The organism is Sinorhizobium arboris LMG 14919 (assembly GCF_000427465.1).
Classification (GTDB): domain Bacteria; phylum Pseudomonadota; class Alphaproteobacteria; order Rhizobiales; family Rhizobiaceae; genus Sinorhizobium; species Sinorhizobium arboris.
Window position 1 is genome coordinate 165,260 of record NZ_KE386497.1, and the last position, 21,820, is coordinate 187,079.

Annotated in this window: 14 protein-coding genes and 4 pseudogenes; 8 read left to right on the plus strand and 10 right to left on the minus strand. The window is 57.1% G+C overall.

Going from position 1 to position 21,820, the window contains the following annotated elements; all coding sequences use genetic code 11:
- Positions 1-28: 28 nt before the first annotated feature.
- Positions 29-443: pseudogene (locus SINAR_RS1000000135965) on the minus strand (IS66 family transposase); the annotation flags it as partial.
- A 529-nt stretch (positions 444-972) separates the two neighbouring features.
- Here SINAR_RS1000000135965 and ehuR point away from each other — a divergent pair.
- On the plus strand, positions 973-2,361 hold the full coding sequence (ehuR, locus tag SINAR_RS1000000135970; RefSeq protein WP_084617860.1) for a MocR-like ectoine utilization transcription factor EhuR: 1,389 nt from the start codon (positions 973-975) through the stop codon (positions 2,359-2,361).
- Positions 2,362-2,926: 565 nt separating this feature from the next.
- Here ehuR and SINAR_RS01000000134065 read toward each other — a convergent pair.
- From SINAR_RS01000000134065 to SINAR_RS1000000137965, 3 genes and pseudogenes are all read right to left on the minus strand, one after another.
- Positions 2,927-3,154 (minus strand): annotated as a pseudogene (locus SINAR_RS01000000134065) (helix-turn-helix domain-containing protein); the annotation flags it as partial.
- A 129-nt stretch (positions 3,155-3,283) separates the two neighbouring features.
- Positions 3,284-3,433, minus strand: coding sequence for an IS66 family insertion sequence element accessory protein TnpB (tnpB, locus tag SINAR_RS1000000138565; protein ID WP_150852084.1), 150 nt, complete (start codon positions 3,431-3,433; stop codon positions 3,284-3,286).
- 43 nt (positions 3,434-3,476) lie between these two features.
- Positions 3,477-3,792: pseudogene (locus SINAR_RS1000000137965) on the minus strand (IS110 family RNA-guided transposase); the annotation flags it as partial.
- Positions 3,793-3,984: 192 nt separating this feature from the next.
- Between SINAR_RS1000000137965 and SINAR_RS1000000137970 the strand changes: the two are divergent.
- Together SINAR_RS1000000137970 and SINAR_RS0129655 are read left to right on the plus strand one after the other, a co-directional pair.
- Positions 3,985-4,536: pseudogene (locus tag SINAR_RS1000000137970) on the plus strand (transposase); the annotation flags it as partial.
- A 248-nt stretch (positions 4,537-4,784) separates the two neighbouring features.
- Positions 4,785-6,125 (plus strand): LLM class flavin-dependent oxidoreductase, encoded by a 1,341-nt coding sequence (locus tag SINAR_RS0129655; protein WP_028002449.1) that lies wholly within the window; start codon positions 4,785-4,787, stop codon positions 6,123-6,125.
- A 974-nt stretch (positions 6,126-7,099) separates the two neighbouring features.
- Here the strand turns inward: SINAR_RS0129655 and SINAR_RS0129660 are convergent.
- Positions 7,100-8,251, minus strand: coding sequence for an MFS transporter (locus SINAR_RS0129660; RefSeq protein ID WP_234710675.1), 1,152 nt, complete (start codon positions 8,249-8,251; stop codon positions 7,100-7,102).
- A gap of 1,353 nt (positions 8,252-9,604) precedes the next feature.
- On the opposite strand from SINAR_RS0129660, the gene SINAR_RS01000000134075 reads away from it, so the two are divergent.
- On the plus strand, positions 9,605-10,429 hold the full coding sequence (locus SINAR_RS01000000134075) for an EAL domain-containing protein (protein WP_150852044.1): 825 nt from the start codon (positions 9,605-9,607) through the stop codon (positions 10,427-10,429).
- Between the two features lie 765 nt (positions 10,430-11,194).
- On the opposite strand, the gene SINAR_RS0129675 is transcribed toward SINAR_RS01000000134075, so the two are convergent.
- From SINAR_RS0129675 to SINAR_RS0129695, 5 genes are all read right to left on the minus strand, one after another.
- Complete coding sequence (locus SINAR_RS0129675) at positions 11,195-12,316, minus strand: Glu/Leu/Phe/Val dehydrogenase dimerization domain-containing protein (protein ID WP_234710722.1); 1,122 nt, start codon at positions 12,314-12,316, stop codon at positions 11,195-11,197.
- Positions 12,317-12,701: 385 nt separating this feature from the next.
- Positions 12,702-13,478 (minus strand): SDR family oxidoreductase, encoded by a 777-nt coding sequence (locus SINAR_RS0129680; protein WP_028002453.1) that lies wholly within the window; start codon positions 13,476-13,478, stop codon positions 12,702-12,704.
- Complete coding sequence (locus tag SINAR_RS0129685; RefSeq protein ID WP_234710676.1) at positions 13,475-15,214, minus strand: acetolactate synthase catalytic subunit; 1,740 nt, start codon at positions 15,212-15,214, stop codon at positions 13,475-13,477. The genes SINAR_RS0129680 and SINAR_RS0129685 overlap by 4 nt, the downstream gene beginning before the upstream one ends.
- Positions 15,211-16,572 (minus strand): aspartate aminotransferase family protein, encoded by a 1,362-nt coding sequence (locus SINAR_RS0129690; RefSeq protein WP_050577599.1) that lies wholly within the window; start codon positions 16,570-16,572, stop codon positions 15,211-15,213. The genes SINAR_RS0129685 and SINAR_RS0129690 overlap by 4 nt, the downstream gene beginning before the upstream one ends.
- A gap of 104 nt (positions 16,573-16,676) precedes the next feature.
- On the minus strand, positions 16,677-17,357 hold the full coding sequence (locus SINAR_RS0129695; RefSeq protein ID WP_028002456.1) for a GntR family transcriptional regulator: 681 nt from the start codon (positions 17,355-17,357) through the stop codon (positions 16,677-16,679).
- A gap of 367 nt (positions 17,358-17,724) precedes the next feature.
- Here SINAR_RS0129695 and SINAR_RS0129700 point away from each other — a divergent pair, with 367 nt between their 5' ends.
- The 4 genes from SINAR_RS0129700 (at position 17,725) to SINAR_RS0129715 (ending at position 21,727) form a co-directional block, all read left to right on the plus strand.
- On the plus strand, positions 17,725-18,846 hold the full coding sequence (locus SINAR_RS0129700) for an ABC transporter ATP-binding protein (RefSeq protein ID WP_028002457.1): 1,122 nt from the start codon (positions 17,725-17,727) through the stop codon (positions 18,844-18,846).
- The gene (locus tag SINAR_RS0129705) at positions 18,836-19,741 is read left to right on the plus strand and encodes an ABC transporter permease (protein ID WP_033058218.1); all 906 of its coding nucleotides are present in this window, start codon (positions 18,836-18,838) and stop codon (positions 19,739-19,741) included. Before SINAR_RS0129700 ends, SINAR_RS0129705 begins: the two co-directional genes overlap by 11 nt.
- 85 nt (positions 19,742-19,826) lie before the next feature.
- Positions 19,827-20,627: an ABC transporter permease gene (locus SINAR_RS0129710; RefSeq protein ID WP_234710723.1), complete on the plus strand. Its 801-nt coding sequence runs from the start codon at positions 19,827-19,829 to the stop codon at positions 20,625-20,627.
- 11 nt (positions 20,628-20,638) lie between these two features.
- Positions 20,639-21,727 (plus strand): ABC transporter substrate-binding protein, encoded by a 1,089-nt coding sequence (locus tag SINAR_RS0129715; protein ID WP_167333619.1) that lies wholly within the window; start codon positions 20,639-20,641, stop codon positions 21,725-21,727.
- Positions 21,728-21,820 lie beyond the last annotated feature (93 nt).

The window sequence follows — 21,820 nt, forward strand, 5'->3', positions numbered from 1 at the left end:
AGCTGCGCATAATCATCGGGTGCGCATAATCGCGGACGTAGGTCCCGAGCCTGGCCTGCCTCGTTGCGCCCCGAGCCAGAAGCGGCACGGTGGTGTCATCCCATGAAGTCGTTCGGCTGCCAGAATATGGTTCGGATCAGATCATGGATTGGCTGTAGGGCGATCGCGCAAGCGCCGACCTGATGGGCCAGCGTGGAGAGGCTGAGATCGACGCCTTCCCTTGGCATAGCGCTCGGCCTGGCGATTCAGGGCGCTGGCCGAACTTCTCGCAGAGGATCGTGGGGAGCAGGTTCGGTCCTGCCCTTCGCGCGGTGTGGCGTCGTATGGTGCTGGTGCTGATGGCTGCGAAATCTTCCCGCGCACCGTCTGGATCACTTTCCACTGGCGAGGATCACCTCCAGCGTCTCCGTGATGTCTTCGCCCATCTTCACGATCCGGGCCGAACGCTGGCGCGCGCTTTCTTAAGGAAAGTCTGCGGCGACCGACGCGGCGCAGGCAAGCACTCCGCGTCAAGTTTAGCATCTTTGATTCCTTTTTCTTTTTGCTGAGATGTTCAAGCCTAAGCTCCGTAGTGCAGGTGCGAATGGCGGTGACTAGCTCTCCACATGCCAAAAAGCAGCTCCAACACCACACTTGTCCAGCAAGCCATTGCTTTACACCATGTCACGAGATGTTCTGAATCATATCAAATGCGTTCTCATCAAGCACATCTACCAGGAAGCTTGACGGCGCAGGGAATCCTGAAACCGAAGATTTTCAAGTGCTTGACGTATCCCGCAATGAACTCTTTGCGCGGACAATGCAGCGTGTTAAAACATTGACGGCGTTCCTGTTGCTTTTGCAGAAACGGCAACCGGTTCAATTACTGCGCTTTACCCTACGGTAGATATATCGATTAGTATTGTAAGCATAGGAGGAAGCGCATGGATCATTCAGGGCAATGGTAGGGAAATGAATTCGATCACGCGCGATATCAATCCGTGGCTTCCAGAACCAGGTTCACTAGAGCGTCCTGTTTACCTGTCTCTCGTTGAGCGAATAATCAGCGCCGTTGATAGTGGAGAATTGGTTGAACGCTCGCGACTTCCAACTCACCGTGAGTTGTCGGCTCACTTAGGCATCTCGGCGCAAACGGTCAGCCGGGCTTATGAGGAATTGGCCAGGCGGGGCATGATATCAAGTTCGGTGGGTCGCGGTACGTTTGTTGCTAAGTCCGGCTTGGACAAACCCGCTTACCCTCATATACCAGAACGATCAAAGGAAACCATTGATCTGTCGATCTTGAAACCGGCAAGCGATAGCCTCCATCTTGAGAAACTTCGCTCAGCGCTGATTAACTTAGCCGAAGATCTTCCCCTAACCTCTGCGTTCTCCTTTCGTCCAAACGTTGCTCTAGCGCAAAATCGGAGCGCCGGCGTTCGATGGCTCCGTTCCTACGGCGTCGAGGTCGAAGAGCATAACCTTCTGGTGACGAATGGTGCAACCCCGGGAATGACGTTAGCGCTTATGTCTGCTTTAACTCCTGGGTCGACGCTGCTCTCGGAGGCAATCGGACACCATACATTAAAGCCCCTCACCGCCTACTTAGGGGCCAACCTTAAGGCATTGAAAATCGACGCTGAAGGACTATGTCCGGATGCGTTGGAGCAAGCTTGTTCAGACGAAGGTGTTAAGGCTCTTTTCATCATGCCTGGGCCAATCAGTCCGACCGTGGCTGTTATGCAAAACGAGCGCAGATTGCGAATTGCAGAGATAGCGCGTCGAAAAGGAATATTTATCATAGAAAACGATCCTCTCGGAGCTCTAGTAGAGGGGGATCTGGTTCCTTTTGTTAACCTTGCTCCGGAGCGAACCTTCTACGTGACGTCATTTACCAAATCCATTATGCCCGGCCTGAGAATAGGTTACGTAGTCGCTCCGAGCAGTTTGCTTCCCGCGGCAACGAACCGCTCACTTGTCACCACGTGGATGGCGACGCCGTTGATGGCGGAAATTGCTTCACGTTGGATCTTCGACGGTACCGCGAAAATGTTTTTGGATTGGCAGAGGAAAGAACTGAACAAGCGTCATCAAATAGCGTCTGAGTGTCTGCAAGGAATACGATATTCGAGCCATCCACAGGGCCTTCATTTGTGGGTTCCATTGGAAGCCGGCCACACTGAAGATGCTTTCGTCTCAAACGTGCGCCTTCGGAACGTGGGTATCGCACGAGGAAGCGCGTTTATGTTGTCGGCTCAGCCCTGTCCTCCAGCGGTCCGAATTTCAGTCGGCGCAACGTCCCCTGATGACTTGCGCCTCGGGTTAGAGATTGTTGCTTCAGTATTAAAGGAAGTTCCAGAGCCGGTGCTACCTACCCTTTAGAGATTCTGCAAGTCTTATCGTGAGTTAGACCCTCGCTAGGAACTTGCGTGTCGTGACGTGCCCCTGGCCAAGCGCCGCGTACGCGAACTCGCAATTGCCGGGCTTTTGGCTTCACTGGTCGCGGTAGGGACACTGGTGTAACCGTCCGGTAAGCACCGCAGTCGCCGATCGTCATTCATCTCAGCGAACGGTCAGGCTCCGTTGCCGACAATGAGAGCACCGCTGCTGTCCTCCAAAGGAAACTCTCCGGACCTGCGCCATACCTTCATTTGCCGCCGTATCCAGCTCTGGCACAAGCATTGCGCCGATATCGACAACGCCATGGCGGCGCTCTCGACCACGGCAAGATCTCCGATACCTATTGATATCTGACCGGCGTCCCGGAACTCATGGCGGTCGCTGGCAAACGGTTCGAGCTGTTCGCGTCTACGGATGGAGGGGATCATCATGACTGATCCCAAGCTGACACCGTCCTTTCCCATCCTGCTTCAACGCTTTCGTCGAGCATCTGGGCAATCAGCGAGCCGTCAGTTCGCGCACCATCGCCGCCTGCCGCGATACATTGCGGATGCGCATCGCGCACCGCAAGCACCTCGGCCTCTACCGCCTCGTTACAACGCCTCGGGCTTATATGCGGACGGCGTGAGCGATCCGCCAACTCCCGGTCGCCGGCTCCCCAGCGCGCCAGCCATTTATAGCCGACATCCGGGCTGATCTGGAACCGCCGGCATAATTCCCGCCGGTTCACTCCCTCCTCAAGCGCAAATCGCATAAACTCCCGCCGCTCTCCCATAGTCGATACCACTCGCCACGGCGTGGGTCGGCGAGGATCATCACGTGCACGCTGGCAAGTTCGTCGGGGAACTGATCGGCCGCATCGTTCATGGCGGGATGGAATCATATTCGATCCCAGCGGTTTTGCTCATCCCGCCGACGTCGGACGCCAGGTGTTTTGCGGCATTCGCCAGTCTATGCTTTCGAGCAAATAGCCGAGCTGCGCGGGCGTGATAGCCACCGTGCCGTCGGCCGCCGCTGGCCAGATGAAGCGGCCGCGTTCGAGCTTCTTCGTGATGCTGCGGGCTTTGCACTACGAAACAGCCAGGTGCTTTTGAAGCGCGTGATAGTCTGACTCTGACCATCCGGGCAATGCCACGAGCATCGTTCCGGTCGGACTTGTTCACCTGCGCCTTCAGGAAAGCTTGGGCGTGCTGGGTCTCAACGCAGATCGCCGGCAGGCCGGCACGCCAAGGTCCATCGAACAGCCATTGCGACAACGGTCCTTCTTCAAGGCCCGACACGGGCCAGTTGCCAGACCGGGTCCATCAAGGCGCGCGCCAAATCCTCCGGATGGCTGGTGACCTTCAATTCCCGGCAGATATTGCCCGTCTCATCGACAATGCAGATCGAGCTCTCTTTTAGACGCGGGTCAATTCTCGGCGCAAATACCGGTCACTTCTCAGTCCAAATCAACAATCTGAGCGTGAAGCGGACCCGTTTGCGAGATTTGCGTCATAATGGCTGCCATAATTCAACCGAACGATCTCTCTGCAAACTGGAAATGTCGAACCCTCGGGAGCTTATGGTTGTGGACCTACTCGTCGGCCTTATGCTCTGCAAATCATCTTGGGCGTTTCCCGTTCCAATCGTGCCGAACGACTGAAGGCCGACGAAGACTCGCGGTCCTTGTCGCAAGGCCGAGGGTGCGGTACTGCTGGCAGCCATCCGCAGGCTGGTCGATACGCGGCCGACCTATGACCATCGGCGGATCGCCTCCCTCTGAATCGGGAAAGGCGAGTTGCCAAGAGAGTTCGCCTGCTGGAACAGTGAGATCAACCGGCTCGCCTTCATCATCGATGCCTTCGATCGTGGGATCATCGCCTGGGCGGTTGTCACCAAGGCCGAATATTCGAATCCGACATCCGTGACATGATCCTGCCGTCGAGAAACGCTTCAATGTGATCCGAGGGCCGCGTGCCATCGAGCATCTGTTTGATAATGGTTTGGCTTACACAGCGGGGCCGAGCTTGTTCGTCCAGGCTGTTAGTATGCGCCATGCTCCACACCCGTCACCAGCCGCAGTCGAACGGCATGTCCGAAGCCTTCGTCAAAACGCTGAAGCGGGTGTACGTCCGCATCTCAACACTTCCGGACGCCGAAACCGCGCTCCGGCAGATCTCACAGCGCCAATCCGAAAGTCGCCATAGTTCGCCAATACCGCCACAGCACGGAGACTCAAACGCCTACGAATTATTCGGGACGGACTGCCTATCAGGCCTAGTAGGTTTCATCATTGTCGGTTCTCAGGTTAGGTGAGTTGAGCCTTTCGGGACGCAGGCGCCGCAAACAGATGCATCGGCGTCCTGGTGACGAGGCGTTAGCTGCACTTAGTGCGTGAGGATAGTCCAATCGAACGGAGCTGCTGCATGCAACGCAATGAAGAAATGAAGCTCGGGCTATATCTCGTTCGGGCGGGATATCACGAAGGTGCATGGCGTGATCCGAGCGCGCCAGCTGATGGGCGAGCTGATATCGACCAATATGCCCGTCTGGCAGCACTCGCCGAAGATGCGGCGTTTCACTTCGTATTTCTCGCCGATCACCAAGGCGTTATAGCTGATCGCACAGCCATAGCTCGTGTAAATAGTATCGATGGGTTAGAGCCTATAACTCTCCTGTCGGCTCTTTCATCGAGAACACAGCACATTGGCCTTGTCGCTACAGCGACGACCACCTATTATGAGCCCTATCATCTTGCACGCATGTTAGCATCACTTGATCACTTGTCGCAGGGACGCGCAGCGTGGAACATAGTCACGTCGGCAAGTGACTTCGAAGCCCAAAATTTTGGTGAAAACGAACTTCCCGATCATGACACGCGCTACGCTCGAGCGAGGGAATTCGTAGAAGTTGTCAAGGGTCTCTGGGACTCGTGGCAGGACGACGCTTTCATTCGCGACAAGCAAAGTGGTATCTACACTGATACGACGAAGCTGCATTTACTTAACCATCAAGGGCACCACTTTTCAGTCAGAGGTCCACTGAATATCGCGAGGCCGCCGCAAGGTTACCCCGTGCTGGTTCAGGCTGGCGCATCCGACGTCGGAATCGCGTTCGCTGGAGAAGTAGGCGAGGTCGTGTTCACGGCCGAACCATCGTTACAGAACGGTCAGCGATACTACGCAACTCTCAAAGAGCAAGCGCGCGCACTTGGACGGGAGGACGATCAGGTGCTAGTGATGCCCGGCATTGTCCCAATCGTTGGGAGAACCAAGCAAGAAGCGTCAGAGAAACTCCAAAGATTGCAATCGTATACCCACATCGACGTTCTGATTGGGGCGGCCAATCTCTGGTTGGGGTCTGTCACCGATCTGAGTTCGATTAATCTTGACTCGTTGGTCCCCGAGGCTTTACCGCAGACAAATTTCATCCAGAGCCGTCAGAAATTGCTTCTTGACTTGGCTGCGCGCCAGAACTTCACCTGGAGACAACTAATCCGCTTCGTATCGGACAGCCGTGGCCATCTAATGGTTGTTGGCACGCCAGACGAAATTGCCGAAACTATGGTTGATGTATTTGATAAACGTGCGGCTGACGGATTCAATATACTGCCGGCGACCGTGCCTGGCGGACTCAGAGACTTTATTGATCTCGTTGTTCCCGAACTGCGCCGGCGCGGTAAATTCAGGTCCAGGTACTTCGGACAAACCCTCCGAGAGAATCTCGGCCTCAGGCGGCCACCCAACCGCTCACGCGGAAACGTGTAGGCCTTCGTCCGTGAAACCTGCTGAAGCCGTTCAATGGATATGATTCTCGATGATTGGGGGCCTAACTCTCAGGTTGTCGTCGGAGCGCGCTTGCGATCTGCCTCCGGAACAAGTCCGGGACGCTCTCATCGACACAGCCACCTTGGGGCCATGGTGCCAGCAGCAGTCCGGTGCCGGGACCGGTGCACCTATCCAGCAGCAAAAGCCGTCGCCAAGGGCGACTGAGGCGGTGCAGCGGTCCTATGATCAGCCACCAGCAATCCATGGAAGTCGGCCGGGAACTATCCATTATAGCAGACTTGCTCTGTGATTTTCGGGTGCCAGAGCGTACAGCATTGTAGCAACATCGCTCGGTCATCCCGCTTTTCATGCAAATTGCTGCCGCCGTGATTCGTTCGGCTGCGGCGACCCGAGGGGCGGGGATATTGAGGCGATGCGAGCGGCGGGACACCCGAGAGCAAGATCTGCTCCGGGAGGAGCTCCCCTGTTTAGTCTAGCGCCACCGCGCCGGTTCACGGGATCGCGCGCATGATCCCATGTACAGCGGGCGGCAAAAACAAAATCCAAGCAGTGAGGCGAAGTCAGCCTTGGTACATCCGCACGGCAAACCGGCGGCAGACAGCCGGGCCAGTGTGCGCGAAGGCGCGCCTCTGAGCTTTTTCGGAAGCTCGCAGAAAGACATCGGGCGGTGCCCACCCTCGACGGTCTTTGTGCGGGCCGCTTGGTAGAGAAGGTGCGGCGGAGTAACCAGATCATCCAGCTTCAACGCGTATGCGCTTGAAGATCGGATATGAAGAGAGGTGCAGCCGTTCCAACTGGTCTCCGGCTGCACCGATATCGCCTCCTTTCAGAGTCGCGCTGCCGATTTGCGTGCTAAAGCCGCTCCAACACCCGGCGAAGAAAAAAACGGAGATCTCATCACGAATGCGATGGGGCAAGGCGATTATTTTTTCGCCAAAGACTTCCTCATGCAGTTAGGTCTTATTGCCGAGCACTGGAGCCAAAACTGCAACCAGCACCGCGAACAGTCCGACCAAAAAAAAGCAGACGCGCATTGTGGTTGCTTCGGCGAGAATTCCAATTACAAAGGGGCCCAACGTCATAGCGCCATACGCGAAGATTGCGACCGATGCGATGCCTTTCCCGGCCGGCACCACACGATCGGCTGCTGCTCGACTGAAAGCTAAGGGTAGGACGGCTGCGTAGCCGACTCCCATCAGCACGAAGCCCACCACGACTAACGGCAAGGTGTCACCGCTAACAATTAGTAAGATGCCGAAGACGGCCGACAACCCGCTCAGCCGTGTAACAGTCGCTGATCCCAATCGCGTGACCAGAGAATCCGCATTGAGTCTCGCGATCACCATGGCGGCAGAAAAGCCAGTGTAGCCCAGGGTAGCATCCGACTGTGCGGTTCCGACTACATCATGCAAATATACCGCGCTCCAGTCGAGAGCTGTACCCTCGCCCAATCCCGATGCGAGAGCAATGATGCCCACAAGCAAAAGAGCGCTGTTAGGCACCGCCGATCGTGCTGCACCCCTCACATGCGTCCGGATAGTTGATTGCCAGTTGAGCAGAAGGAAAGGGGTAATGGTCCCGCCGGTCACCGCGGCAGTAACAAGGAAATGAATGTATACTGGGACCTGAAAGGCTGTGGCAACATAACCGCTTGCTGCGCCCAGAACAGCCCCCACACTCCACATGGCGTGAAACGACGACATCACAGACCGCCTCATGTGTTTCTCCACCTCGCTCGCCCAGCTGTTCATAGCTACGTCCATCGAGCCATGACACATGCCAAAGAGAAAAAGCGCGATCGCCAGCAGCGGTGTCGTCGGCGCAAGCCCTAAAAAGGCAATCGAAAGCAGGAACGGGATAGCGATCATTCGGGCGACCCGCACGGCACCCAAGCTATCGGACAAGCGGCCGGCAATCGGGAACGAAAACAATGCGCCGAGCCCTAGAAGCAGCAGCACCCCCCCGAAGCTCGCCTTGTCAAAAAGAAAGTGAGCCATTACGGCGGGAACGCGAGAGGCCCAAGTCCCCAACAGGACCCCGTTCAGCAGAAAGCCGGCGGCGACACTGCGCCAGGGAGTAAGCAACGCGCGCATTTTTTCTTCCAACGTCCCATGGGTTCCTGACGCCGGTTGATTTTAGGTCAGGTCGTATCCGGCCCCCTTGTGCAGATCCCGCGCAGCCGACTCCGATATCTACTATTGTCCGCCATCAGCGCCCTCTTGTTTCGGAGAAGGCGACAACTGGATTGTTTGCCGGCCGTCCTAGTCCTGTCTGCATGGAAGGGACTTAGCGCAGGAAGTGCTACCGCCAAGTGCGATCAAAATGTGAGGACTCGACGCGGTCCGATATATTCGGTTTTCAACCCGTTGGTTCTCGCATCATGAACGAGAATATTAACGCCGGTCCGGTTGGTTCTGATACGATTGCCATCGTTGTCGAAGAGGAATGAATCGGCATGCCTCTGGGCCCAATTATAGGCATGTTGTGAGAGGACTTCGATCTGCCATCCTGAACTCTTTGAATAGGTCACTCGGAGATCCGGCCTCAGTCCCGACTTGTCGTGCCGCCCTGTAAGGTGAAGACGATGCACTGCGTCAGCGACCATCACTCTCTCCCAATTCCAATTGTAGTGGGGTGGCTAAAGTCGCATGCAATCTAGCAAAAACGACATGCAGGTGAATTGATTCAGATCATGGACAGACTCGCGGAACTCGGGTCGGAAGAGTTATGTGGAACAGGCACGTATCACGTATGTGGGATGGCGTTCGAGCGGATCAGGGGTCGACTCCACATATGCGGACATTTGCGAAGCATACCAAGGAGCGGCATCGCCGAGAGATTACCGGAAAACACGGCGCCCGAAGTGACCCCGCAACGCTATTGAGCCACCACGGTGGACACTCTTGCGCTCCGCAGAACCCAACCATTTCAATCTAAACTGACCCCGAAGCCGTAATGGGCGGGGAACGCTTCGCCCTCGCTATGGAGTCCTCGTGTTGGCACTGCTCGCGCTTGCCAGTTCGCCAGGAGCGGAGTCGCTCGATGTCGCACCATATTTTCCCCAGGAAAGCCTGACACGGCATCTTCGTGAATTCCTTGCACAGGTCGAATCATGGGGAGTTCTATCGGGGAGAATGCAAAGGCCTCGCCACTGCTCCAATTTCCCTCCTCATCAATTGAGTACCTTGCGCTCCTCGTATCTTGACGGCAAAGTCGCACCCCTGGCCGGTCCGTGATTGAATGCGGCAGAAGTACGGTGCGTTTACCTTTTTAACTTTCTAACAGCAGTAGATTTCTTTATTGGGCTGACGCGAGCCAGTACGCGCAAAGCGCCGCTCGTTAGTGTCACCGCGCTCCGCAGTAAGCCAAAGGAGGCTGGTCGACTGGACGAGACGTGGCCCAAGCCGCGATGCTGCGAGTTTAACGCGCAGGACGCGCAGCGAAACAAAGGGGGGAAGATGAACTTCGACGAAGTGGACAATATCGTTCGCACTGCCCTCCAAGCAATGCGACAGGGCCGGATCGGCTTTTCTGTGCAGCAAGTGAATTATGTCGATGACCATCACGAGGTGTTATATTCTGAATGTCTGGCGGGACTCCTAAAACTCGATGGTTCCGTGATCACCGCCGGTGAATTTTTGCCCGCGCTAGAGGCATCGGCCTATGCGCCCGAATTGGATCGCTGCATTTTGGGCTTGGCCTTCGAATGGTTGTCCAATAGTGCGTGCGGATCGCTCGGATGCAACGTCTCCTCCTTGAACTTCTCCAGCGGAGAGCAACGGGCGATGCTCTACGACCAGCTCCATCGAAATCGGTCGCTTGCACCGCGACTGGTCTTGGAGATTACTGAGAGCGCGCCCATGATTGAGAAGTTCGGTGCTGCGGAATTGATTCAAGATTTTCGGAAGCTCGGCTATAGAGTTGCTATTGACGATTTCGGGACTGGTTTCTGGACCCCCGAAGCTATTTTTTCGGTGGCCGTAGACATCATCAAGATTGACGCGTTCTTCGTTCAGTTGGACGGTCGTCTGAACGCTGACCGCTTGTTGCACCACATGGTGGGGTTGGCTTCGTGCGTGGCACCGACCATCGTCGTCGAAGGGATCGAGACTTACGAGCAGCTTACCCTGGCAAGAGCGGCTGGCGCTACCCATGTCCAGGGATATCTCCTGTCAGAGCCTCCGCTGTTTCCGGTCTTTCGGGGATTGGCACATCACGCCGTTATGGGTAGCACAACCGCGAGTGTGTTGGAGGCTCCCGGCCTCACGAGGCTGTCGGCCTGAGAACCCTCGTGCTGACTTACTTCGGAGGTTGCTATTCAGCCCGCTCGCCATTGATGCGTCATGCGGCCTCTGAAGCACAGAACGTAATCCACATTAGACTCTCGCTGAAATGGCGCTTGAGTCTAATGCGAGAATCGGTAGATTCTCGTCTCTTCTTCGCTATTTGATGCAACTTCCGGCCTGGCCCATTTCGCTTCTAGGCCGCAAGGAGAGAACCTGGGGCTTTCTTGACCTGCATCGGGATTTCGGTGCGCTCGTCCGGGACGGTGGTCAGGTTGGCCCCTGCGGAGTGTTCGCAGGGGCCTGTTCACTCATTAGGCATATCTTATGAGTTTCCAGGTAACACCCTTATTGCCGAAGGGCGGCATACGGTTACCTTTCGCGATTGGGGCGGTGGTTGTCGGCGAGCCGACGACCTCCCAATTTCCACTCTCGGGGCAAATTTCGCCTGTTCGAGCCGTCGTTCCAATGGGCTTTTTCATTGCACTTACTCCCGCGACTGGTTGATGAAGCTGCCTTTAGGACAAAGATCCAACGCTCTGTTGACTCGGTAAAACTCCGCAAGGCCGACAAGTCTGAGGCGTCGCGAGCCAAACAGACCTATTGAGAGGCGGGGCCGTCGGCGCGGTCTCGCCCTTTTCTTTTGTGAGACAAAGTCCCGCTGTCAGAAAGGCCGCCGTTCTAAGGCGAGCAGTTTTCTGCCGCGGTCAGGATTCGATCGCCCGGGCTCACCGTTCGAAAGCGCTCCGACGGAAGGGGCAACGGTCACAATTCGGTGTAACGGTATCCAGAACCCCGAACAGTTTGAATGCAGTCCCCACTTTCCTCGCTTAGGTGCTTTAGTTTCTTTCGCAACCGGCTGACATAAACATCAAGAGTCTTGTCATGGGGATCGAATTCGCGAAAGAAGACGTTCTTGTACAGGAAAGACTTCGAGCAAATTCGGTTTCTGTTTTTGTAAAGCGCTTCAATAACACGCGCTTCCGCATCCGTTAGCCGCAGTTCACGCCCACTACATGCCAACACTCTTCTTTGGAGATCGCAGATTACGTGACCCAAAGACAGCAAGTCCCTTCGTTGCTGTACCGGCTGTTCAGACCTTTGCGTCACGAGCCTCCTCATTCGGGCGTGCAATTCCCGAACATGTAACGGCTTCATGACGTAATCGTCTGCTCCGAGGTCAATTGCATCGGCACGACTGTCACCGGTCCCCGCCCCGGAAATTAGAATAAGCGGGACATTCGTGTTACAACGAATTGCTTGCAATATCTCGATCCCGTTACCATCTGGCAGATTTACGTCGATGACTATCCCGTCAAAGTAGTCGATCTCAGAGCTGTGTACGATGTGTGCAGCCTGCTTGTAGGTCGACAGAAACCGAAGGCGATCGGAGGCTACCGGCCATGTTAGGCGTATCGTTTCGGCCATCAACGGGTCGTGTTGAATGACTAGTATATCCATTGGGCCTAGGTTACGTGCGATGGATACTAACTTGTGTGGGACAGGAGCCGGCATATTGACGCCCGGCCCGATCAGGCCGCGCTTGTTCAGCTCCTGCGTAAAGCGGCGGGTGGTGCGCTCGAGTTCCTGCGGGCTCCACTCTCGCGGATCAATCTTCAGCGCTCCCTTTGAGCCGTCAAAGGGGTCGTCGACTTGCGAGCATTTGAGCGTCATCAGTGCGGCAAGCGCTTCCACCTCTTCGGCATCGGCATTCAACGCGTAGCGGATTCCGCCCTTCACCGGTTCGCGGTGCTCGCTGTGGACCGACCGCCAGCCGATAAAGCTGTACATGCGGCCACGCAGTCGTACACCGAATCGAACCGTATAGGTCGAATTGCACTGGATGTTTGTCTCTGCCAATCCCCCTGGCAGATCAAGAAACGCCATGGCATAACAGAAATTCTGCTCGACATTTTCCGGAAGGCCAGCTGAGTTGGGCTGCATCATTGATCTCATGTCGCTCTCGCTGAACCGCGTAAATTGTCCGCAAGACGAACGCTGCGTATTAGAGGCATTCCGTCAGGCAATTCAGACTCTCCTTTACCGAAGGGGCAGTAATTGAACCATGCCAAGCGCTCATTTGAGGTGCGTCAAGGACCGCGTGCGCTCGAATTCTCGTCCAGCCGCTTCGGTCATAGGGACCCACACCCTCATGACACCGATAAGGAGCAGAAGATGGCGGCAATCGTGAACTCCGCTGGTCCACCGTGGGCACGACAATCGCCGACTCATGAGAGATCGCCAGTTTCTCCGACGCGGCGGCTGCCGATCGCTAGGACGGAAGATACTCTCCACCGTTGACGTCAATGATTGCGCCATTGATGAATTCTGCCTGGTCGGAGGCGAGGAACGCGACCAAAGCGGCGATATCCTCGGGCCGCCCCATTCGCCCTGAGGGAATCCTGGCAAGTGCGGCTTGTCCAGCTGAACTGTCCGGCGGGGCCATCATCTCCGTCAGTACATTCCCCGGCGCCACCGTATTGGTCGTGACGCCGTGAGAGGAATATTCGCTCACCAAGGACTTCGCCATTCCTGCCAAGGCTGCCTTGGAGGCCACATAACTTGCCCCCGCAATCCGCGGTATTGCCCGGCCAGCGATCGACCCGATGAAGATTATGCGCCCGAACCCTTTGGCGGCCATACCGGGTGCCACCAACTGGCAGCACAGCATGGCGCCGGTCAGGTTAATGGCGAGGACGTTATTCCACTCACTGAGTGGAATGGCATCAAATGCCAAGCGGTGATGGTTATGTTTTGGAGAGAACCCCGCGTTACACACCAGCACTCCAGGAGAGCTCCATGTCTTTTCGACTTGCTCGAAGAACGCCTTCAGCGCGTCGGGTTCTCGTAAATCTACCACTTCGGCGATGACCTTTTCCGCGCCAAATCTGCGTGAGAGGTCCTCGCGCGCTTTTTCGACACGGGCAGGCTGTGTGCTGAAGATCGCGACGCGGTGACCGATGGCAAGAAGATGTTCGGCACAAGCGAGGCCAATGCCAGCCGTGCCACCGGTGACGACCGCGACGCGGGCAGGTGATGCCGTATTCACGCTTCCTCCCCCAGCTTCTCAAACAACGAGATCGGCGGAAACGCGCCAGGATCCGTGATCATGTCGATCAAAAGCGGGCCCTGTCCGGAAAGTCCGCGGTCAAGTGCTGCCCCAAGCTCGTCTGCCCGAGCGATGCGTAGTGCCGGGCACCCGCAAGCTTCTGCAACTTTCGTGTGGTCGACTGCTCTGAAGTGGCAGGCGCTCGTGTAACCCTTAAACTTCACCGTCTCGGCGTGCTTCTGAAATCCGAGGATGCCATTGTTGAGGACAACCACGGTCAGCGCGATGTCCAACCGCACTAGTGTCTCCAGTTCGGCCCAGCTATGAGCGAATCCGCCGTCCCCCACAATGGCGACGACGGGATGATCCGGACGGGCAATTTTCGCCCCTATCGCAAGAGGAAGTCCCCATCCAAGTCCAGCAAGGCCGCGCGGCGTGATGAAGCGCATGCCCGCTTGAAGGCTGCGGAGCTGTCCGGTTACCCAGAATGACGAGTAACTGGCGTCGGTGACCATGGTCGTTTCGGGGGTTAGACGCGCCTGGAGTTCGCGCATGAGAAACTCAGGCCGGATTGGGCCTTCGTTACGATGCGCCACGGCGTGGCGGTCTTCTTCGAACGCCCGCCAAGCCGCTGCGATTCTCGCCTCGACGCTTGCTCTCGCTCGCTGGCGAACAGCCAAAGACTGCGACGCGATCGCTTCACGGAGCGCACGCAGTGTTTCAGCGGCCGTACCCACGAGCCGCAGAGCTTCATAGGTGCGCCCGATCTCACCTGGATCGATGTCGATATGCACGATCTTGGCTCCCTGTGGAACCAAGCGCCAGTTATCCGTTCCGTTCTGGTTGGTACGCGTTCCGACGAGCAAAACGAGGTCGGCCTCGTCGAGAAGGAGCCGACTGTGGCGACCAAGGGATCGGGGACCAACAAGAGATCCCAAGACACCCGCGGACAAAGGATGATGTTCGTCCACTGCGCCCTTGCCCATATTCGTCGTGAACACCGGTAGCGACGCCATTTCCTGCAACTGGGCGAGCTCCGCCGCGCCGCCGCCGGCGTGAACGCCGCCGCCTGCCAGAACCACGGGTGCGCGGGCCTCAGCTATGGCGCGCGCCGCTTCCGCGATCGTCGCGGCGTCCGGCTGCGAGCAATCTAGCGGCCAATGACCGAGGCTAGCGCGACGTTCGAATGTTGGAACGGATGCCTTTTCGCGCAAGAGGTCAGCGGGAAGCAGCAGCACCGCCGGCCCGGGCCGGCCGGAAGCGGCGGCTGTGAAGGCCGCGTCAATGTAATCATCAATGCGCTCAGCAACCACCACTCGACGGATCCATTTGGCGCAGGCCTGGAACAACGCAATGTGATCGAGTTCCTGAAACGCATTGCGGTCGGCCTGATCGCGTTCAACCTCCTGCACCAGAGCCACGACCGGCACACTGGCCTTGAACGCTTCAGCCAATGGCGGGACGAGCAAAGTTGCTGCCGGACCATTTTGAGCCGCGGCCACGGCAACTTTGCCAGAGCGACGCGCATAGCCGTCAGCCATAGCCCCGCCCATGTTTTCCTGCCGATAGGAGACTTGCCGAATACCGATCTTCTCGGCGGCCAGAATCACGGCCGACGGAAGGCTCTGGGCAAAGATGGCCTCCACGCCATGACGTTGAAGGGCATGAGCAACGCGCTCCGCCACGGTTACCTCAGCAGTGGCGATCATTTCTTTCAATTGGTCCGAAATGTTCATTTGCGTGCCTCCCCATTCGAAGACGGCGTGGTCGCTAGAAACCGCTCAAAAACATCGGCAATCTTGTCAATGTCGGCGTCGGTCATGGCCGTCGACAAGCAGGCCGCGGCGCCGGCGGGCAGAATAATACCTTCGTTGATAAAGAACCGGCTCATCGCTTTCACTGCGGCGGCTTCCTGCGGAGAAGGGTAGGATGCGCGGTAGTCGCGCGGCAGTGTCTGTTTTGGATGAATGCGAAAGAGCGAAGCCGCGCCGCTGATGACAAAATGCGCCTGGTGCCGGGCGATCGCAGCAGTAAGGGCGGCGCGCAACCGGTCCCCCATTGCCTCTAGGCGATCAAATGCCGCCTCAGTCATGGCCTCCATGCTGACCCGACCGGCCACCATGGACACCGGATTTGCGGAGAAGGTGCCGCCCTGGGCCACCTTGGCTCGGTCAGTGGATCCATCGAACACACTCATCACCCGGCGCGATCCGCCGATGGCGCCGACGGGGAATCCACCACCGATGATTTTCCCAGCGGCAATCAGATCCGGTTCAATGCCATAGCGTGCGGAAGATCCCCGATAGCTTTGGCGGAGATTAAGGACTTCATCGCACACGACAAGAATGCCATGCTGACGCGCCGTTTCTATAACAGCCGTGATAAACTCCGGATCCGGCGGAATAAGGCCACCGCGGCTTGGCATCGGGTCAAGCAAGATGCAGGCTAACCGATCAGCAGCAGCGGCAATCCGGCGGCGGGCGCCCTCAGCATCGTTGAAACGGAGAATGACGACCTCGTCAGCAACAGTTGGCGGTGTACCTACGTAGGACGGAACCGCGATGGGAGCTTCGGGCGAGCCCCAAGTGAATGGCGTACTTCCCTGCCCTGCTTCCGCCCAATCATACGAACCGTGATAAGCCCCTTCAATTTTGGCGATGCAAGAACGCCCGGTGAAGGCACGTGCCGCCTTCATGGCGAACATTACGGCTTCGGTACCGGTGTTGACGAAGCGGATCTGGTCGATCGCGGGAATGCGATCGATCAGGAGCTCCGCAAGATCGATCTCGTGAGCGGTCGGGTTGGAAAAGCAGGTGCCATCACGAAGGAGACGAGACACCGCATCCATCGCCGGCGCAAACCCGTGCCCGTGGATCAGGGTGGTGAAGTTGTTGTTGAGATCGAGAAAGCGCTGCCCGTCCACGTCAATCAAATACGCCCCCTCGCCTTTCATCACGTATCGCGGCGTCGGGTCACGCTCAACCGTGGCACGGGTCGTGCCGTCTGGGAAAACGCTCCGGCCGCGGGCGAATAGCAGCTCTGATTGGGCGTTAGGCAAGGCATTGCTGCGTGACGCCTTGATTTCGTGCAACATAAAAGGGATCTCCTTAAGATTAAAGACGGGATAGAGCCCGCCACGGGTCATTTGTTGCAACAAAAATAGCGAAAGCCGGCGTCAACGCAAGGGATTTTTTGAGCTCACGCTCCGAACTGCTCCTCGCGAGCACGGATTGCCTGCCTCAAGCGGCGATAACCGTCGCGAATGTCATTCTCAAAAGCCGCTCGGACGGCCTCATCGTCACCCTCCCGGAGGCCTTCGATAACGACCTCATGGTTGTGCACGCCGTATTTCTGAATAGCGAACTCCGGATAGAGATCGTGAAAGGATGGGCCGATTCGCAGCCACAGGGTTTCAATCGTCGACAACAGATGCGGCATGCCGCAGCACCGGTAGACAGCGAAGTGAAACTCCTTGTTTGTTCCGAGTACATCGGCGTATTGCCGTTTTTCGAGACCCTCGTTTATCTTCGCCTGCATCTCTTCAAGTGAGTCAGCCAATCCCGTAGGAGCCCGCGCGGCGCCGCGTTCTGCCGCCAATCCTTCCAAGACCAACCGCATAGCCGTAACTTCCTGAAGCGCTTCCATCGTTAGATGGGGCACAATGACCGTTTTCGGGCCCGAATACACCAGTGCACCTTCTGCGGCGAGACGGTTCAAGGCGTCGCGCGCCGGCGTGGAACTCACACCCAGCGCATCCGCCACCGCACGCACTGTCAGCTTGCGCCCGGGCTCGAAGACGCCGCGCACTAGCCGCTCTTTCATGGCCTCATAGGCCATGTCGCCTAGGCGAGCGTGCTTTTTTAGCGGCACAAGATTCATTCCTGGGGCCTCGTGCACCGCGCGACGGTCCTGCTCGGATCCAAAGATTTCGTCAGAATTTTGCATTTCAGTAATATTCCCCATTGACAGGTGTATTTTGTTGCATCAAATTACACATAAGCAGTGTATAGGAAAATCTCACTGTCCAAAAGAAAAAATGGGGAACGCTTGGAGGCCAAGTTTCACGGCCACTTAGGCACGAGATATTGAGGCGCCAACCCAATTGCGCGCCCATTTGCGCGCCCGCAACAGGGGTCGCAAATCCGCCCGCTCTCCATCGACAAAGCTGTGCCGACGGCACAATGGCTGTTCGTCGTCACTTGGCGACTGAGCGGCCCCACCAGACGTGAACGAGAGGATTAGTGATTTGAAAGGGCAGACTGTTGTCATTCGGGACGTTGTAAAACGCTACGGCAACTTCGAAGCGGTATCAAACGTATCGTTTGATATCCACGCTGGGGAGTTCGTATCGATCTTGGGATCGTCCGGCTCCGGCAAGACAACGTTATTGATGATGGTCGCGGGCTTCGAGACGCCCTCGGCAGGACGCATTCTCATTGGCGACCGCGACATCACCCATCTCAGCCCCAACCGCCGCGATGTCGGCATGGTATTCCAGAAGTACGCGCTGTTCCCGCATATGACCGTGGCGCAGAATGTCGCTTTCCCGCTGAAGATGCGGGGCCTGTCGAGCAGTGAGATTGCACCTCGGGTAGCCAACATGCTGGCGCTGGTCCAGCTTTCCGGATTTGAAAAGCGCTTACCCGGCCAGCTCTCCGGCGGGCAACAGCAACGCGTCGCCGTGGCGCGGGCGCTGATTTTCGAGCCACCGGTGCTTCTGATGGACGAACCCTTGGGTGCACTCGACAAGAAGCTTCGCGAGAGCATGCAGCTCGAAATAAAGCGCCTGCAGAACCGGCTGGGCGTGACCGTTATTTATGTGACTCATGATCAGGAAGAAGCCCTGACCATGTCGGACAGGGTCGCGGTCATGGAGGGGGGGCGCTTGGCACAGGTTGGCGCCCCGTCCGAACTCTATCTGTCCCCGAAAACGGCATTTGTGGCCGACTTCGTCGGCAAGATGAACTTTCTCGACGGGGATTATTTGGGAACGGGTCCGGAAGGTGCGGTCATCGCGCTGTCCGACAGCAGCCGCATCATCGCCCCATCGTGTCTCAACGGTTCCTCCGGCCTGATTTCCCAGGGAGATCGGGTACGGATCGCAGTACGTCCGGAACGTCTGCGGCTTACGCCAAAAGGACAAGGCGGCCCTCGGGCGTTGCCCGCCAAGGTGGAAGCAGCGATTTTTGTAGGGTCCTTCCACGTTTTCCTTGTCGGCCTGGAAGGGCATGGCGGCGCATGCGTGCAGGTGCAATTGCCAGCCAGTGGCGCGACGCTGCCGTTCCAGAACGGCGATGCCGTGGATTTGGTCATGGACCAAGAAGCCCTAAAACTATTTCCCGCAATGGAGGCATACCATGGCCATTAGCGGCTTGGAACAGTCATTCCAGCGTCCGAGATGGGCGAGGCTTACAGTATCGAGCTCCGCCCGCACGTATTCACCGCTCCTTTCGCTGACGCTGATCGCTCCATTGGTGCTTCTTCTTGTGTTCAGCTTTCTTTATCCCGTCGGGCGTTTGCTGGCCGGAAGCATGTTTCTGCCGGAGTTTAGTGTCCAACATTACGCCCGGTTGTTTGCCGAGCCGCTTTACCTACGCGTGCTGGGGCGAACCTTTCAGATCGCCTTCGTCGTGATGCTCGCAAGCATCGTGCTCGGCTATCCGGTCGCTTTTGCGATGGCCAAACTCAAAGGAAGAAGTGCGGCAATCGTGGCTGCATGCGTGCTCATTCCGCTTTGGACGTCCGCGCTGGTGCGCTCCTATGCCTGGATTGTGCTGTTGCAGAGAAATGGACTGGTCAACACCGCATTGCAGGAGACCGGGCTCATCACGGCGCCGCTTCGGCTGATCTACACCGAAGGGGCGGTCATCATGGCAATGACGCATGTGCTACTGCCCTACATGATCCTGCCGATTTTTACCGCCCTACGGACAATTCCCGACGACTTGGGGCGAGCGGCAAGGAACCTCGGTGCGGGCGGCTGGACCGTGTTCTTGCGCATAACGCTGCCGCTCAGCCTACCTGGCGTGTTCGCCGGTGCTTTGATGACCTTCATTATGTCGCTCGGCTTCTATGTCACGCCCGCTCTAATCGGTGGCCCGAGTACCCTGATGATGTCCACGCTCATCGGTCAGCAGGCAACGGAACTGCTCGACTGGCCTTTCGCCGGCGCTTTGTCTGCAATTCTCTTGGCGGCGACGCTCCTGCTCGTCGCTGTGTTCCGCAAGGCCCTCGCCTTCAACAAGGGAGTTTCCGTTGTTTGATTCATCGCTCGCGGAACGCGCCGCAAGAGAGCCGCGAACCGGCAACATCAACGACAATGGTCCTTGGACTTCCTATGATCGGCCGCTGCGCGTCGTCGGACTGATCTGCGGCATAGGCATCGTTGGCTTGCTGCTCTTCTTCCTCATCTTGCCCACGCTGCTCGTTATCCCGATGTCTTTGGGCACGGCCGATTATCTCGAATTTCCGCCCAAGGGCCTCACACTCAAGTGGTACGTAGCTCTCTTTAGCGATGCCGACTGGCTGGGCGCGACCTGGTTTTCTCTTCGAATTGCCGTGGCGACAACGCTTGGCGCAACCGTTGTCGGCACCCTGGCCGCGATCGCTCTCGTGCGCGGCGATCTGCCCGGCAAGGCTTGGCTGCAGGCGTTGACCCTAAGCCCGCTCATTGTGCCTCATATCATCATCGCCGTGGCAACCTACCTGCTGTTTGCACCTCTCAATCTTACCGGCAATTTCTTCGGTTTCGTCATCGCGCACACTATGCTGGCGGTACCCTATGTCGTGATTACGGTGACGGCGGCATTGCAACGGTTCGATGCCACGCTGGAACTTGCCGCACTAAATTGCGGCGCCAGCCGCGCGAGAGCGTTCTTCGCAGTGGTGCTGCCGGGTATCGCTCCGGGCGTGGCGGCCGGGGCAGTATTCGCCTTCATGGCATCATTCGATGAAGCGACGGTCGCCTTCTTCATCTCCGGCATCGAGGGCAAGACCCTGACGCGCAAGATGTTCGAGGACATCGATTTCAATCTCACGCCCGTTATCGCGGCCGTTTCCACCGTATTGGTTGTCGTCTCGCTCGCAGTGATGGGTGGCCTGCATCTACTGCAAAGCCGTGGAAAAAAAACATCATCAACGCAAGCCTAAGGAGATCATCCATGTGGTTCGAAATATCGTGCCAATTTACGAAACGTCTGCGAATGTTGGCTTTGGTTGCCGTAGCCGTCAGCTTTCTAGCGACCGGACAGTCTGTCCAAGCTGCCGAACAACTGGTCATTGCGACGACCGGCGGGACCTTTGAAAAGGAATTGCGCAAGTACTTCTTTGATCCATTTACCGCCGCGACCGGCATCGAAGTCAAGACGGTGTCTGCTTCCGGTGCTGATACGATAACCCGCGTCAAAGCGATGGTAGCAAGCGGCAATGTAGAGTGGGACCTCTATTTGGCCGGCGAAATCCAGTCTGCATCAGAGCTCCACAAAACTCTTAACGAGGATTTGACGGAGTTTTGCCGCCTCTATCAGAGTGACGCGGACCTTGTCCCGAATACATGCAACCATGCTGGTGTTCTGGCCGGATACGGGACAACCCTGCTTGTATACAATACAGAAGCATTTCCCGGCCGAGCGCTTCGCACTTGGGCCGACTTCTGGGATACCAAAACCTTCCCTGGTCCCCGCGCTTTGCCGAACTTCAGTGATCCGTGGCGCGTACTCGCTGCTGCACTTTTGGCGGACGGTGTTCCTCAGGATAAGTTGTTTCCGCTCGACGTCGAGCGGGCGCTTAGGAAGCTTGATGAACTCAAACCGAACATCGCTCTTTGGTGGAAATCTGGCGATCAAAGCACGCAAGGGTTCCGCAACGGTGAGTTTGTGGTCGGCCAAATGTGGCAGACCCGCGCAACAACACTAAAGCAGGAAGGCCAACCGATTGATTGGAGCCTAGAACAGGCGTTCCTAGTGGGTGACCGTTGGGCGTTGATAAAGGGTGCGCCGCATCGCGAAAATGCACTGAAATTCCTTAAGGCCTTCATTGATAACAAGGAGGGGCAAGCACGTTATTCCGAAGTTCAGATCGCCACTCCTGTTCGTTACTCCGCTATGGCGATGATGAGTCCAGCGGCAAGAAAGACAATCCCGACTACGCCGGAAGTGATGGCAAAACTCGTCGTCCCCGACGCCAAGTGGATCAACGCAAATAGCGCCGATCTGTTGGTGCGTTGGAACACCTGGATTCAACAACCTTAGTTGGATGGACCGCATTACCGACAAGAACTGCAAACTGGTGGTGAGTCGCGTTCGTGAGTCCAACAGGCTCAGCCCGTGCCTCACCACCCAAGA

Bases quoted from the DNA above. Each gene is read 5' to 3' on its own strand.
- SINAR_RS0129655 (WP_028002449.1), top strand. From the start codon at position 4,785: ATGCAACGCAATGAAGAAATGAAGCTCGGGCTATATCTCGTTCGGGCG.
- SINAR_RS01000000134075 (WP_150852044.1), top strand. From the start codon at position 9,605: ATGAACTTCGACGAAGTGGACAATATCGTTCGCACTGCCCTCCAAGCA.
- SINAR_RS0129675 (WP_234710722.1), bottom strand. From the start codon at position 12,316: ATGGCGTTTCTTGATCTGCCAGGGGGATTGGCAGAGACAAACATCCAG.
- SINAR_RS0129685 (WP_234710676.1), bottom strand. From the start codon at position 15,214: ATGAACATTTCGGACCAATTGAAAGAAATGATCGCCACTGCTGAGGTA.
- SINAR_RS0129690 (WP_050577599.1), bottom strand. From the start codon at position 16,572: ATGTTGCACGAAATCAAGGCGTCACGCAGCAATGCCTTGCCTAACGCC.
- SINAR_RS0129695 (WP_028002456.1), bottom strand. From the start codon at position 17,357: ATGAATCTTGTGCCGCTAAAAAAGCACGCTCGCCTAGGCGACATGGCC.
- SINAR_RS0129705 (WP_033058218.1), top strand. From the start codon at position 18,836: ATGGCCATTAGCGGCTTGGAACAGTCATTCCAGCGTCCGAGATGGGCG.
- SINAR_RS0129715 (WP_167333619.1), top strand. From the start codon at position 20,639: ATGTGGTTCGAAATATCGTGCCAATTTACGAAACGTCTGCGAATGTTG.